This window comes from Streptomyces achromogenes (assembly GCF_030816715.1).
Classification (GTDB): domain Bacteria; phylum Actinomycetota; class Actinomycetes; order Streptomycetales; family Streptomycetaceae; genus Streptomyces; species Streptomyces achromogenes_A.
Window position 1 is genome coordinate 8,873,711 of sequence record NZ_JAUSYH010000001.1, and the last position, 14,356, is coordinate 8,888,066.

The 14,356-nt window shown below is 68.7% G+C and carries 12 protein-coding genes and 4 pseudogenes; 6 read left to right on the forward strand and 10 right to left on the reverse strand.

Going from position 1 to position 14,356, the window contains the following annotated elements; genetic code table 11:
* Positions 1-82: 82 nt before the first annotated feature.
* On the reverse strand, positions 83-226 hold the full coding sequence (locus QF032_RS39025) for a hypothetical protein (RefSeq protein WP_307049455.1): 144 nt from the start codon (positions 224-226) through the stop codon (positions 83-85).
* A gap of 242 nt (positions 227-468) precedes the next feature.
* On the opposite strand from QF032_RS39025, the gene QF032_RS39030 reads away from it, so the two are divergent.
* A complete protein-coding gene (locus tag QF032_RS39030; protein ID WP_307059837.1) occupies positions 469-609 on the forward strand; it encodes a hypothetical protein in 141 nt (46 codons plus the stop codon).
* Between the two features lie 218 nt (positions 610-827).
* Here QF032_RS39030 and QF032_RS39035 read toward each other — a convergent pair whose 3' ends face one another.
* From QF032_RS39035 to QF032_RS39050, 4 genes and pseudogenes are all read right to left on the reverse strand, one after another.
* Positions 828-1,295: a hypothetical protein gene (locus QF032_RS39035; protein WP_307059839.1), complete on the reverse strand. Its 468-nt coding sequence runs from the start codon at positions 1,293-1,295 to the stop codon at positions 828-830.
* A gap of 133 nt (positions 1,296-1,428) precedes the next feature.
* Entirely contained in the window at positions 1,429-1,938 is a 510-nt protein-coding gene (locus tag QF032_RS39040) for a hypothetical protein (RefSeq protein WP_307059842.1), read from the reverse strand.
* Positions 1,939-2,330: 392 nt separating this feature from the next.
* Positions 2,331-2,546, reverse strand: a pseudogene (locus QF032_RS39045) (LexA family protein); the annotation flags it as partial.
* A 22-nt stretch (positions 2,547-2,568) separates the two neighbouring features.
* A complete protein-coding gene (locus QF032_RS39050) occupies positions 2,569-2,952 on the reverse strand; it encodes a hypothetical protein (protein WP_307059844.1) in 384 nt (127 codons plus the stop codon).
* A 484-nt stretch (positions 2,953-3,436) separates the two neighbouring features.
* Here QF032_RS39050 and QF032_RS39055 point away from each other — a divergent pair, with 484 nt between their 5' ends.
* Positions 3,437-3,601: a hypothetical protein gene (locus QF032_RS39055; protein ID WP_307059846.1), complete on the forward strand. Its 165-nt coding sequence runs from the start codon at positions 3,437-3,439 to the stop codon at positions 3,599-3,601.
* 972 nt (positions 3,602-4,573) lie between these two features.
* On the opposite strand, the gene QF032_RS39060 is transcribed toward QF032_RS39055, so the two are convergent.
* Positions 4,574-5,059, reverse strand: a complete 486-nt coding sequence (locus QF032_RS39060) for an ester cyclase (RefSeq protein ID WP_307059848.1) — start codon at positions 5,057-5,059, stop codon at positions 4,574-4,576.
* A gap of 33 nt (positions 5,060-5,092) precedes the next feature.
* Between QF032_RS39060 and QF032_RS39065 the strand changes: the two genes are divergently transcribed.
* From QF032_RS39065 to QF032_RS39080, 4 genes are all read left to right on the forward strand, one after another.
* Positions 5,093-5,680 carry a PadR family transcriptional regulator gene (locus QF032_RS39065; RefSeq protein WP_307059850.1) on the forward strand — a complete coding sequence of 196 codons (588 nt, stop codon included), beginning with the start codon at positions 5,093-5,095 and terminating at the stop codon, positions 5,678-5,680.
* 20 nt (positions 5,681-5,700) lie between these two features.
* Positions 5,701-6,684 (forward strand): NADPH:quinone reductase, encoded by a 984-nt coding sequence (locus QF032_RS39070; RefSeq protein ID WP_307059852.1) that lies wholly within the window; start codon positions 5,701-5,703, stop codon positions 6,682-6,684.
* Between the two features lie 1,095 nt (positions 6,685-7,779).
* Positions 7,780-9,231: a glycoside hydrolase family 43 protein gene (locus QF032_RS39075; protein WP_307059854.1), complete on the forward strand. Its 1,452-nt coding sequence runs from the start codon at positions 7,780-7,782 to the stop codon at positions 9,229-9,231.
* Positions 9,232-9,309: 78 nt separating this feature from the next.
* Positions 9,310-11,652, forward strand: coding sequence for a family 43 glycosylhydrolase (locus tag QF032_RS39080; protein ID WP_373430445.1), 2,343 nt, complete (start codon positions 9,310-9,312; stop codon positions 11,650-11,652).
* 247 nt (positions 11,653-11,899) lie between these two features.
* Here QF032_RS39080 and QF032_RS39090 read toward each other — a convergent pair.
* From QF032_RS39090 to QF032_RS39105, 4 genes and pseudogenes are all read right to left on the reverse strand, one after another.
* Positions 11,900-12,163: pseudogene (locus tag QF032_RS39090) on the reverse strand (IS6 family transposase); the annotation flags it as partial.
* A gap of 33 nt (positions 12,164-12,196) precedes the next feature.
* Positions 12,197-12,700: a transposase family protein gene (locus tag QF032_RS39095; protein WP_307049472.1), complete on the reverse strand. Its 504-nt coding sequence runs from the start codon at positions 12,698-12,700 to the stop codon at positions 12,197-12,199.
* 117 nt (positions 12,701-12,817) lie between these two features.
* Positions 12,818-13,953, reverse strand: a pseudogene (locus QF032_RS39100) (MFS transporter).
* A gap of 132 nt (positions 13,954-14,085) precedes the next feature.
* Positions 14,086-14,275, reverse strand: a pseudogene (locus QF032_RS39105) (ABC transporter permease subunit); the annotation flags it as partial.
* Positions 14,276-14,356 lie beyond the last annotated feature (81 nt).

Genomic DNA, 14,356 nt, shown 5'->3' on the forward strand with positions numbered 1-14,356 from the left:
CACTGGCTCAGTCTTCGCGGCTGTTGGCGGGTAGCCCGTCCGCGACCGACCGACGTGGCGACCTCGGGCGGTAGGTCGGGGATCACCCGTGCTGGTACGCCGCCGTCGAGATGCCGATGTAGTGCGTGACGAAGGCCGCGAGGGTGAGCGAGTCGCTGATGACGTGCGCGGCCGGATCCGGGAGCGCCCACCCAACCGGCGCAGAGTCCCGAGATGACCGTTCCATGTCCCGGGCGCCGACCTGACGCTTGGAGGGGGGCTTGTTGGTGTACGGGACGGCGGCTGGCCTGGTGTGTTGTTGGTTCGCTGAGAGGCTGGGGCAGCGGTTTGGGTGGTGAGGCCAGTGCGTGTGAGCTGGAGTTATGTGTCGTGTGTGGAGAGGGGCTGGGCTCGTTGGAGGCATCGGTAGCGCGAAAAGGCCCGGTGTGTGGTTGTGCTGGTCAGGGCTGTTTTTCCTGGGTGGGTGTGGTGAGTGTCTGGCGCGGCACGGCCACCACCGCCCCCGCCCCGGCCTGCACCGTGTTCGGCTTCACCCTCGCCTCCACTGACCTCGGCCCCGCCGTCACCCGCCTCAGGGACGTCCTGGCGGACCTGATCGCCACGGCCTGACCGGAGCCCCGATGACCGCCTCCACCCGCACCGCCGCAGTCCGCCGTACCCGCCGCCCCGGCGGTGGCCCGTGACGCTCGGGCTGGAGGCTCGGCTCGCCGCCATCGACGCTGCCATGCAGCTGATCGATACCTGCTGGCACCGGACGCCGTGGCGGTGCTCCGCCTGGCGTCCCGCAGACTGCCCCGACACCCGAATCCGGGTCGGCCGTGTGCGGATCAGTTCTGCCTCTTTCGCCGCCACCTCGCGCCGGCCTCTCGGGCCCGGTCGTTCCAGTGGTCCCGCACCCATCCCCAAAACAGCGCCACCGGCGCTGCGACCAGGGCAACCAGTAGCGACTTGTCCCAGGCCATGCCGCCGCGCCCGTATCGGAACATCAACACGAGCAGCGCATAGACGCCGACGCCGAGTAAGAGAGCCTTCACCGGTTTCGAGAGATACATGCGGTGCGGATACCCGGTGTCCACCGATAGATCCGGCGCATCCTTCGCAGCCGTCTTGCCTTTCTTGTCCCGCGTCCCGTCTGTCGCAGGGGCGGGGAGTGGCCCGGCCGTCCAGGACGGGAGCGCCCGCGCCAGTCGGCCGGCCGGCACGCGGCACCACCCGGCCAACTGCTCCTGCGGCGCCCTGTCGAGCAGTACCTCGCCGTCCGGGCGCCCGCCGTGTCGGTGCCGCACCGGATTCATCCAGCGTCACCATGCCGTCAGATCGCCGGCCTGCAGCCGGTAGGCGGCCGCCACCCGCTGCAGGAACGACCACGTCGTCTCACCCGTAACAGGTACCACGGGCAGGACTGCCTCCATCCCGACTGCCTTCCGTTCACCGGCCGCGGCGTCGAGGTCCCTGCGGGTCGGCGCCGGCCCGCAGTGCGTGAGGCCGCTGCAAGGCAAACGAGCGCCGGTCCGGCCGGTACCGACCCCTGGCAAGCCGTGACTCGAAGGAGCAGCCGGGAAATGTCCCTGTCCCTGTCCTCTCCTCCCGGTCGCCGGGTTCGGCGGTGTTCAGGCCTGGCTGGGGGAGGGGCGGTCGTCCAGGACGATGGTGGTGACGTCGGTGGGTGTCCCCGGACCGGCCTTCTGGGGCGCTGGAGGCGGCGGTGACGGCTTCCCGGGTGCGCTGGTTGATGGCGTGGGCCAGAGCCCAGGCGGCCAGGTCGTCTGTGGCGGGCTGGTCGAGGATGTGCGGGGTGGTGACCAGCAGGGAGCGGCTGGACAGACGGGTGTCGATCTGTCCGTCGTCGGTGTCGGTGATGCGGTCAGGCAGCCGGAAGTGGGCGTGCCGCAGGCTCTGTTCGACGAGGAAGGCCCAGGTGTCCTTGGGGCAGATCAACCGTGCGGAGGAGACGGCGGCCGCAGCAGGCGCGGCCAGAGCACAGCTCGGCGAGCACCCGCCGCCCGGCCCCGTTGAGGACGACCGCCACGTCCGCCCACGCACCGCCGCCGTGCCGGGCGGGGGAGTTGCGGCACGTCCACAGCCGCAGCACACCGCCGGTCGGGAGGCCGTAGCGGGCCGCCACACGGCTGACCAACGATGCGGTCAGCTCCCCGGCCAGCGGCACGGTCCGCAACACCCCCGCTGCCACGCCACACCCTCGATGCCGTCGCCTGCTCCTGCTCCTGCTCAGTGCCAGCCCCACACGCGCCCCACAGCCAGCCTGCGGCCCCTGCCTGGGTGGCTCGTGTGCGGCGGGACGGCCGGGTTCGCGGGCCGACTGCACAAGGCCAGAGGTCACCGCCTATCGCGGCCTCGATCATCAAGTCACCGACGACCTCCAGCACAAACAGCTCACCGTCGCCGACGAGCTGGCGGGGGAGGGGGAACACGTCCTCGACCGATTCCTCGGCGGCGATCCGGCCGACGAGCGGGACGTATGACGCGGCTGGCGGGCTTGCCCGCGGTGCCGGCGGGCTGGTCGGCGGCGCCCTGGGTTTCCGTCGTGGCGCTCATCCAGTAGGTCGGCTACGAAGCTTCCTTGCGGAAGAGAGACAGCAGGGTCCGGGCCGGCAAGGCGCCAGGGTCGAAGAACTGAGTGGCCAGAGTGGGCGGCACCGCCGTTCCCTGCATGCGGACCTCGTGGCAGGTGAAGCAGAACGCCGCCTCGAACAGCGCCAGATCGAGAGAGTCGTCGTAGGCCCGGACGCTCCAGCCCGGCGAGAAACCACAGCGGTGCTGTTCACTGCCGGGCAGGCTTTCGATCAAGGCCAGGGCCACGTCGGCCTCGCTCCCGGCCCAGTGGGCCACCGCCGTGCCGGGGTACGGGACGTCCCGTCTGGCGGGAAGGGCGGAGATCCGTACGACCTCGATCAGCACGGTGGCGGTAACGGCTCCGGCGGGCAGCTGCATGAGCGCAGTCTGCCCGCCAGGTCGGCGGCCGGGTAAGGGCACAGACGCCTTCGGCAGGCGCAGGCCGGTGTCAGTTCGATCGACCCGATGCCATCCACGGCGGAAGCGCACCTGTGACTGAACACTTCAATTGGCGGGTTTCGCCAAGTACCGCGCTCACGACGTGCCCAGGTGCCGCCATCGAGGTCGAAATCCAGGAGCCATTCGGTCACGGGCCAGGCAGGATGCCCCTACCTCGAGGTGTAGCCCGCAACGGCGCTCAAATTCGTTCAGCAACGATCTCGCTCGGTAGCATGACCAGCGCCTTGGTGTCGGCCTGCTCGCCGGATTGGGTGCATTCAGAGTGCTGCCGCGCTCGCTGTGCCAGGACTGCCTCGACGGCGGTCGCCTCACGCTCTCCACGAAGCAGGAGGTCGCCGCTCAACACCCTGTTCCTCGTGCATCGGCCGGGCGCCTATGCCAACCCCAAGGTGATCGGAGGTCTGTGACCGCCCAAGAGCCCTCCACGCCAGACCATCGCCCCGAACACGGGTCCGACCGTGCCGTGTCGGAGGAGGGACGCGAACTGCGGCTCGCCCTGGACCTGGTCGTGCGCGCGACCGGCGACCAACTCCAGATCGTGGGCGCCGATCGCAGGGCGACACGGTGACCAGCCCGCCCGGCCGCCGCTTCACCTCATAAGGCCCCGTCCGTGTTGCGGTAGAAGTTGCGTGAAGTGTTGCGGTAGGTGTTGCGCCGGTATCTCACAGAGCCTTGGAGTCCGCCCAGGTCACCGCGGGGGTACGGCGTGGTCGGGCCGCTGACATCCCCGTTGCGACCCCTTCGACCATGCCCTGTCTGGAGTTGAGGATGAGGGAGGACGGGATGGGCGGCGCGGACGCAGCCGGGGATCGGGGCGCGCTCACCCGGTTGCGCGTCGGCGGGGCCATCGCGCCCAGCCGCCGTCAGCGCCGCGGGGACGTCATGCGGGGAACGTCGACAGGGGGGAGGTCGGGGCGCGCACAGTGCCAGCGTGTGAGATGTCGCCACTGGCCGGAGGCGTCGCGAGCGACGTCGACGTCGACTTCCACGACCAGCTCGGGCTCCACCGGCGTGACGTTCAGCGTCACCCGGCTGCCCCACCCGGCGGAGAACGATCAGCCTGTCCACGGATGACCGCGCCGCCCTCGAGCGAGCAGACCGGCGGCGGCCGCACCTGCCGCCCGGGCGAGGGTGGTGGTGCGGCCGACGTACTGAAAAGCGTCCTCCGTCGTCGTACCTGCCGAGCAGCAGCGTGCGGGGAACGGCCAGAGAGCCGGTGATGGCGCCGACGATCGCCTCGCTCGTCTTGCGGACCCACTGGTGGACTGTCGGTATTCGAGGCTTGCAGTATTCGCCGTAGAACGAGCAGTTCCGTAACCGGCTCGGTCACGTCAGCGGTGACAAGGTGTAAAGCTCTCGCCCCAACGGGCGCTGTCTGCGCGACAATGCCGGATCAAGAAGAAGACCGGCCTCTTGCGGTGAACCCGCGACGGACGCCCGCGCTCCGGTGCGGGCCTTCGCCCTCTGCCACCGCGCCGTACGGTCCCCTCCCGGCAGCGGCAATCCCGCGCGGCAAAATGCTCACCCGGCGCTACGAGGTTCACGGCGCCGGTACGGCACCGATCTGCTGCATCACCCCGAGGAGATCGGGCTGGCCCCGTTCGCCGACGATCCGGCCTTCGGCCAGGTAGTAGAAGTTCATGGCCTGCACCGAGATCTTGTTGCCGCTCGCCGGGACCCCGAAGAACTCACCGTCGTGGGTTCCCCGCATGGTGAACCGCGCGGCCACGGTGTCGCCTTCGGTGACCTTCTCCTCCAGCGTCCACTGGACGTCGGGGAAGGCACTGCGCATCATCCCGAGGACTTCCAAGTACCCATCGGGCCCCCGCAGGGGTTCCGGGTGGCTTGGCGCGTGGAACACCGCGTCCGGAGAAATGACCTCGCGGGCGAGATCCTCGTTGCCCGTGTTGATGAACTCGACGAAACGGTTCATCACTGACTCGGTGGACTGCGATGGCATCTTGCTGTGCCTCTCCAGAGACGTTTGGGCGGGTACTTGCGAGCGTAACATCGAATCGATGTTCACATCGAATCGATGTCCGCGTGCGAAGATGGACTCATGCTGGAACTCGCGATACTCGGCTTCCTCGCCGAGGGACCCCTGCCTGGACACGAGCTGCGCCGCCGCATCTCACAGCTGACCGGCTATACGCGGCCGGTCAGTGACGGCAGCCTGTATCCGGCGATCAATCGTCTGACCAGGGCGGGCTTGATCGAGCGGCGCGCCCACCCGGCCGCGGGGGCGGCCCGGTACGTGCTCAGCGTGACCGCGGCCGGGCGGGCCGAGATGCTTCAGCGCCTGCGCAAGCCCGCCGACCACGAGATCACCGACTTCACCCGGTTCTACGTTGTCCTGGCATTCCTCTCCCACCTGCCCGACGTGGCCGAACGGCACGCGGTGCTGCGCAGACGGCTGGAGTTCCTGGAGGAACCGGCGAGTTTCTTCTACGACAATGAGCGGCCCCTGCGTGCCGAGGAGGTCGCCGACCCCTACCGGCGGGGCATGCTGCTCACCGCCCGCGCCACCAGCCGCGCCGAACGGACCTGGCTGCGCGAGGCCCTCGGGGAGGAACTGCCCGTATTCGACGCCGCATGCACCGACAGCGATCCGCATGCGCCCGCCGCGCCCGCCGCTCCCGCGAGCTGACTGTCCACGGAGGTACCCCCATGCTTGCTTCCTGGTATGACGACCAGGGCCCCGCCGCCGATGTCCTGCACGTCGGTGAACTCCCTGATCCCGTCCCCGGCCCCGGCGAGGTCCGCGTCCGCGTCACCGTCTCGGGCGTCAACCCCGGCGACACCAAGAAACGGCGCGGCTGGCTCGGCTCGTCCATGCCCTTCCCGCGGGTGATCCCGCACAGCGACGGCGCCGGAGTCATCGACGCCGTGGGCGCCCAAGTCGACGCCCGCCGCGTCGGACAGCGGGTCTGGGTATACGGCGCCCAGTCCTACCGCCCCTTCGGCACGGCCGCCCAGTCCACCGTCGTACCTGACCACCAAGCCGTACCTCTGCCAGATCATCTGAGTGATGAGCTGGGCGCGAGCCTCGGCATCCCCGGCATCACCGCCCACCGCACCGTCTTCGCCGACGGCCCGGTCGACGGCCAACTGGTCCTGGTCCACGGAGTTCTCGGCGGCGTCGGCTCCCTGGCCGCCCAGCTCACCCACTGGGCCGGCGCCACCGTGATCGCCACCGTCCGCCGAACCGCGGACCTCGACCGCGTCGACCCGGCCGTCGTCTCCCACGCCGTCGCCCTGGACACCGGCGACCCCGCCGCGGCCATCCGCTCGTACGCGCCGCGGGGTGTCGACCGGATCATCGAGGTCGCGCTGTCCGACAACGCCGATCTCGACAATGCCGTCGCCGCCAACAACGCCGTCATCGCCGCCTACGCCACCCGCACGGACCGCACCGAGATCCCCTTCTGGCCGCTGCTGTTCAACAACGTCACCCTGCGGCTGCTCGGCAGCGACGACTTCCCAGCCGAGGCCAAGCGCCAGGCCGCCCGCGACCTCACCTCCGCAGCCGCCGTCGGCGCCCTCACCGTCGCCGTCGGCGACCGTCACCCGCTGGAAGACATCGCCAAGGCCCACGACCACGTCGACGCCGGCGGTGGCCACGGCCGCATCCTGCTCACCATCCCCCGATAGCGCAGACTCGGGGTCTGTCAAACGAGCGGCCCTGTCTCGCATTCGGTGGTGACGGAGCGTGCTGTTATCCGAGGAGGATGCGGTGCCGGAGCAGGGTGAAGCCTGCTCGTCCGTGCATCTGGCGCGCGATTCATTTGGCCTTGGTGTTGACGCCCTCAGTGGGGCCGTTGCTGGACGGAAATGTGAGCCCGGCGATCACGGCGTCGATCTTTGGCTCAAGCGATGAGCCGAAGCTCAGGAGTTGTCACCATCGGGACCGGCTGAGCTGGTGAATGGGAGCGGTCGAAGCAGCCTGGCTGTCACAAGCGAGGCATCGGACTTGTCACAGACGCTCATTCAGCAGCCTTTCTGTCACCAGCTACCGGAAGCCGGGGGTTCTCTGCGGCGATTTCATGAGGTCGCTGTCGCACGCGGCTGGCGCTACGCGGCGGCTGCCCGCTGGCGCGAGTACGCCTTCGCCGGACTGGACGCGAGGGCGTCGCGTCGGAGGCTGAGGTTCGATCTTCCGAGCCGGTGCTGCTCTCCGAGGCCGCCGACGGATGGAGGTTTCGGCGTTACGTGCTTGCATGCGAGATCCCTGTCCTGTTCGCAGCGCCCTGGCAGTGGTTGTGCAGTCGGCGTTCTGACGAGCGGCCCGAGAGCGTAGGGGAGTCTCCGCAGCTCAAGGGGCGTAGCAGAGGACGTCTCACCGTCATGGGCGGTTGCGGGTGCGACCGCGCGGAAATCGAACTGGCCGGTTTCATTGACGCGCTTCTGGCTGAGACCTATCTTCTGATCGAACTTGCGAACAATGTTCGATGTTTCGAACCATGGCCGTCAAAGGAGACAGCTCGTGTTGCGCACCCATCTCCGGCGTACTCGTGAGCCGGCTCCGGCGGCCCTCTCCGCGGCCTTCGTCACCCGACCCGCCACGGCGGGGTCCCCGGTCGCTGCCATGCTCACGCGGATACCGCGGCACGTCGGCCGCTGACCAGCGCGACGCGGCGCCCACGTCGCGCTGGGCCGGTCCTGCCCCAACAGGACGGAGGCCGGGCCTCACCCTCGACCTCACTTGCCCCTGATCACGGCACCCCAAAAAGACAGGAACGAACGTATATGCCCGCGGTTCTCTCGCGGCTGGCGGCGATATTTGTCGCCGCCTGCCTGCTCTTCACCGCCCAAGTCGTTACCACACCTCAGCGCGCCGCCGCCGCCGACCCCGGCTACCTGATGGTGCACTTCACCGGTGAGGGGGCGACCAACCAGCAGATGTACCTCTCGCACAGCACCGACGGCCTGCACTGGAACGACCTCAACGGCGGCGCCATGGTGCTGCGCTCCACGGTCGGCACCAAGGGGGTGCGCGACCCGGCACTCGTGAGGTCCCCCGACGGCAGCAAGTACTGGATCATCGCGACCGACCTGTGCATCAGCTGCGGGCAGGACTGGAACGCCTCCATCAACAACGGCAGCCGCAACCTGGTGGTGTGGGAGTCGACGGACCTGGTCTCCTGGTCGGATCCGTGGCTGCTCAACGTCGCCGGCGCGATCCCCGACGGCCGCAACGCCTGGGCCCCCGAGGCGATCTGGGACCCCGAGACCAACGACTACGTCCTGTACTGGGCGACGAACGTGCCCCTCAACGGCGCGACGAAGCACCGCATCTTCTACGCCCGCACCAGCGACTTCCACACCATCACCACCCCGCAGATCTACATCGACCGCCCCGGCGCCCAGGAGATCATCGACACCCAGATCATCGAGGTCCCGGCCGGTGTCGGCAACTACCGCTACGTGCGGGCCTCCGCCGACGGACAGATCACCCTCGAAGGCAGCAACTCCATCCTCGGGACGTGGACCAGGCTGGGCGACCTCTCCGGCATCGGCCTGATCGGCACGCAGGGCACGACCGGCACGCGGGTCGAGGGCCCGATGTGGATGAAGTTCAACGGCACCAACAAGTGGGGTCTCTACCTCGACCAGTACGCCACCAACAGCGGCTACATGCCGGTCCTGACGACCAACCCCTCAGACCCCGCCTCCTACCAGAAGCAGGTGACGGGCAGCTACAACATGGGCGTGACGAAGAAGCGCCACGGCTGGATCATGAACCTCACCTCCGCCGAGGAGAGCCGTGTCCTCGCCCGCTGGCCCAACACCCCGGTCCAGCGCCTGCAGTCGTTCAACTTCCAGGACCGGTACGTGCGCCAGACCAACTTCGACGTGCGCATCGATCCCAACGTGAGCCCCGCCGACGACGCCCAGTTCCGGATGCGGCCCGGCCTCACCGGCACCGGCACCGTCTCCTTCGAGTCGGTCAAGTTCCCCGGCTACTTCCTGCGCCACGCCAACTACGACTTCCAGCTGGTCCGCAACGACGGCACCGCCCAGTTTGCCGCGGACGCCACCTTCAACCAGGTCCCCGGCCTCGCCGACTCCACCTGGTCGTCCTTCCAGTCCTACAACCACCCCGACCGCTACATCCGCCACTATGCCTACCAGCTCCGCCTCGACCCCATCACCACCGCGACAGGACGCGGCGACGCCACCTTCCGCGCGACGAGCTGACCGACGCCGACAAGGGGGGCGCCTGCACGGCGCCCCCACCCACCCATCGCTCCACCAGACCGAAAGGAGCTGTCCGGTATGCCGGATACTTTTCGACCGCGCGGCGTGACAGCACAGCGCCGCCCGAGATTCCGGCAGGGCGCTCTGGCCGCCGTGGCCGCCGCCTCGCTCCTGGTGGGCGTCGCCGGCCCAGCGACCCCGGCCCAGGCAGCGGAGATCACCGATGGCCTGGCTCTCTGGTACAAGCTCGACGCCACCTCGGGCACCGTGGCGGCGGACGCCTCGGGCAACGGCCGGAACGGAACCGTGAACGGCACCGCCGGCTGGTCGGGTTCCGGGGAAGGGCTCACGTTCAACGGCTCCGACACCTATATCAAGGTGCCGGACAACATCATGAGCGGCATGAACGCGATCACCGTCTCGATGGACGTGCAGATCGACGCCAACCAGGCCACGCCGTACTTCCTCTACGGCTTCGGCAACTCCGCCAACGGAGCGGGCAACGGGTACCTGTTCGGCACCGGTAACACGTTCCGGACCGCCATCGCCTCCGGGGCCTTTTCGACCGAGCAGAACACCCGAACCACCAGCGACCTGCCGCGCTCCGTCTGGAAGCACGTCACCTACACGCAGACCGGCACCACGGGCGTCCTGTACCAGGACGGGGTGGAGGTGGCCCGCAACACGTCGGTCACCACCACCCCCGGTTCCATCGGATCCGGCATCACGACGGCCAACTACATCGGCAAGTCCCTCTTCAGCGGTGACAAGCTCTTCAAGGGCAAGATGCGGGACTTCAGGGTCTACAACCGCGCGCTGGCGCCCGGCGAGGTCCTCGAGATCAGCGGGAACACCACGCACATCGCCGCGGTCACCCTTCCCTCGCTGAAGATCGACGCCCTCATCGACGACGCCCGTAGCAAGATCACGCTGCCGGTGAAGGAGGGCACGGACCTCACCGCGCTCGCCCCGCAGTTCACGCTCGCCCAGGGCGCGTCGATCAGCCCGGCCTCCGGCACGCCGCGCGACTTCACCGCGCCCGTGACGTACGAGGTGACCGGCTCCGACGGAACGAAGCGCACCTGGACGGTGGAGGCGCTGGTCATGAGGAGCCCGGTCCTGCCGGGGCTCACCGCCGACCCGAACATCGTCCGCTTCGGCGACACGTATTACATCTACCCGACCACCGACGGCTTCGCGAACTGGAGCGGTACGCAGTTCAAGGCGTACTCGTCCAAGGACCTGGTCCACTGGACCGACCACGGTGTCATCCTCGACCTGGGACCGGACGTCAGCTGGGCCGACAACAAGGCGTGGGCGCCCACGATCGAGGAGAAGAACGGCAAGTACTACTTCTACTTCTGCGCCAACGGCAACATCGGTGTCGCGGTCTCCGACTCGCCGACCGGCCCGTTCAAGGACGCGCTGGGCAAGCCGCTGCTGAAGGCCGGTGACTACTCGGGCCAGATGATCGACCCGGCCGTCTTCACCGACGACGACGGGCAGTCGTATCTCTACTGGGGGAACGGCCAGGCGTACGTCGCCCCCCTCAACGCCGACATGGTCTCCTTCGACGCCTCGAAGGTCACCAACATCACCCCCAGCGGCTACAGGGAGGGCTCCTTCGTCATCAAGCGCAAGGGCACCTACTACTTGATGTGGTCGGAGAACGACACCCGGGACGAGAACTACCGGGTCGCCTACGCCACCGGCTCCTCGCCCACCGGTCCCTGGACCAAGCGCGGCGTGATCCTGGAGAAGGACCTCTCGCTCGGCATCAAGGGCCCCGGACACCACTCAGTGGTGCAGGTACCGGGCACCGACGACTGGTACATCGCCTACCACCGCTTCGCCATCCCCGGCGGCGACGGCACCCACCGCGAAACCACCATCGACAAGATGGAGTTCGACGCCGACGGCCTGATCAAGAAGGTCGTCCCCACCCTGAGCAGCATCGACCCGGTCTCCGGCGGCGTCGCCCTGCCGACGAACACCACCCGCTCGCTCCAGTCCGTCAACTTCCCCGGCCGCTACGCCGTCGTGCGGTCCGACAGCCTCGGCTACCTCGATCCGGTGACGTCCTCCAGCACGACGGCGGTCAAGCAGAGCGCCACCTTCACGATCGTTCCCGGCCTGGCCGACGGAAGCTGCTACTCGTTCCGTGACGCGTCCGGCCGCTACCTGCGCCACAAGGACCTCCGGATCCGCGCCGACGCGAGCAACGGCACCACGCTCTTCAACAAGGACGCCACCTACTGCGCCCGGTCGGGCTCGGCCACCGGTTCGGTCAGCCTGGAGTCTTACAACTACCCCGGCCGCTACATCCGCCACTACAACTACGAGCTGCGCCTCGACACCTTCCAGGACAACGCCACCTTCCGCGCCGACAGTTCCTTCCAGGCGGTCAACCCCTGGGCCTGACCGCATTCCCTCACTCGCGGGCTGCCCCGCACGGCTTTACCGTGCGGGGCAGCCCGTGGGACGGCGCTGTCACGTTGCTGGGCGGGGAGGTGTCTGATGGTGCGTCGTGGCGCCGTGGAGCCCGGTTCCGGGCTGTGCTCAGGCGGTGGGGGAGGGGCCGGCGGCGCCGGTGATCTGCTCCCGGATTGCGAAGCGGACGGTCATCTCGGCTCGGTAGTCGTCTGCGGGCATCAGGTGGCTTCAGCTCACCGTTGATCTTGATGAAGACCTCGTCAAGGTGCCGCTTGTCGCCGGTCCGGGGCCGGCGACGGCGTAGTCCGTTCGCCTAGGCCTGGCCGAACTTGGCGCACCAGCGGCGGATGGTCTCGTACGAGACGATGATCCCGCGCTCGAACATCAGCTCCTCGACCTCACGGAAGCAGAGCGGGAACCGGAAGTACAGCCACACGCAGTGGGAGATCACCTCGACCGGGTACCGGTGCCCCTTGCACGACAGCGGCCCGACCCCCACGAACAGCCCCCTCCGGCACGATCAACCAGAAGATCATCCCACCCGGTCAACCAACGTGACAGCGTCCTCCCGGTCCTTGCGTCCGGCGGCCGGTCGGCGGACCCGGATCTCGGTGCCGTCGATGATCCCGGTCTGCCCGCTCGCACCGAGACAGTCGACGACCTCGGCGAGGGTACGCAGCCTGCTGCCGGGCGCGACAGTGCAGCCGCGCGCCGCCAGCAAGGGTCGTAGCTCACCAATTGCGCGCGTGATGGTGGAGCGGTCGACAGCGAACCAGCAGGCTAGCACATCGTGCGTGCCGCCATGCCGCAGGTGAACGAGGGTGGCCAGCAGGCTGTCGACGAAGACCAGCTTGTGCTTCGCCCCGGCCCCGACCGCCCGGCGTCGAGAGTGCGACATGAGAACGGCCTGATGCCGCTCGTGCCACAACGGGCCGATCTCAGCGGCGAGTTCAGCGATCACATCCGGCGACAAGCCCGTGATCCGCTGGCTCCGAACGATGGCTGCACGCGCTCGAGTCCCCACCACGGAAGCCATGATCGACGATCACGACTTCACCTCGCCACCGCCAACCATGCACGAGCTCGTTAGGTGCGCCGTAGTCGGCGACCGAAGGGCTGTCGAACCTCGGCGCATCCACGAAACAGGAGGACATCACCGGCGTCGCTGGCCTCTCCACCACCGGCTGAGCACCGCCCGGAACCCGGCTCCGCCACGCCGCAACACCATCAGACACCTACCCCCGCAACAACGTGACAGCGCCTCTGAGCGGCTCGGCAGCAGTGCCACCGCCAGGGCGGGCACTGCGGCGAGGACCAGCCAGGGCACGGAAGGTGGCAGGTCCAGGTCGAGCAGGGAGCGGTGACCGAGCTGCCAACGAGAACGATCAGGCCGGAGACCGAGGACAGCGCGCCGGTGTAGGGGCCGATGCGGCCGTCTTCGGCAAGGTCGGGCACCCAGGCGCGGGCGGCGGGGACGACCAGCATCTGGCCGAGGGTGAGCAGGACGACGTACGCGGCAGCGGGCAACATCCCGCTACACCCGTCCAGCCGGAGGGCTGAGCCGCGGCCACGACAGCGAAATCGGACGCGATGAGCAGCAGCCCGGCGATCATTGAGCGGCGCACGCCGATCCGGTCAGCTGCCCAGCGCGTGACGGGCAGTTGGGCGCAGACACCCAGCAGGGAGGACAGGGCGAACAGCCAGGACAGGGCCGCCTGGGAGCCGGTCGCGCGCCGCACCTCCTCCGGCAGGGCGAGGTAGAGCTGGTTGCAGGCGAGCAGATAGGCGCAGCACAGGGCGAGAAAGCGGCGGTTGCGCAGCAGCACGCCCGAGTGCGTGAACCGTGGCCCTCCTCCTCCCAGATCACTGCCTGCCGGGCCACTTCGGACTCCACCGCCGGTGAGAACAGCGCGGCGGTGAAGCCGATGAGGAGCACCGCGCCGATCACCGTCCAGGTCTGCTCCGCACACCCCAGCCAGGCGAACCCGGCGGCCCGCAGCACGCAGCCGGCCAGCACGATCGGGCGCACGCCATAGCGGTCGACGAGTGCGCCGCCGACGACGAAGAGGCCCTGCTGGCTGAAGGTCCGCAGACCCAGGACGAAGCCGACCATCCGCCCCGCCATGGCGAGCGCGGTGCCGAGAGTGCTCGGCCAGGAACCGGCAGGACGGCGAAGAAGCCGATGTTGAAGGTGAGTTGCGTCAGGATCAGCAGCCGCAGGAGCGGTGACAGGTGCTTCCAGGTCCGCTCGCGCCCACGCTTCTCGGACCGTACTGTTCGGCGCGTCAGAACGCGGGGGATGAGATCGGTCAATGAGGGTGTCCGTCAGTTTCTGGGTGGTGTGAGTACGGGCGTTCGCGGTGGCTCCGGCACTGTCTGCACCGTCCTGCGGGGATGGTCCTTGGGCGCTCCCGGCTGGGCCTACGCCCGCCGCCTCAGCCTGGGGATGCGAACCCCGTCGGCTGCTGTAACCGCGAGCGTCCCGAGCAGGGCCAGGACGGCAGCCGGGGCAAGGACGGCCCAGGGGCGCGTACGGCATACGGCTGGTTCTCGGCGAGTAGCAGGCCTCATTCGGGGGAGGGGGCTGGGCACCGAGGCCGAGGAAGCTGAGCTACTAGCGACTCCTCCGCCTCACCACATAGGACACCGTCTGACGCTGAGTCCCTTCGCGAGTGGACAGTTCAGCAGATGA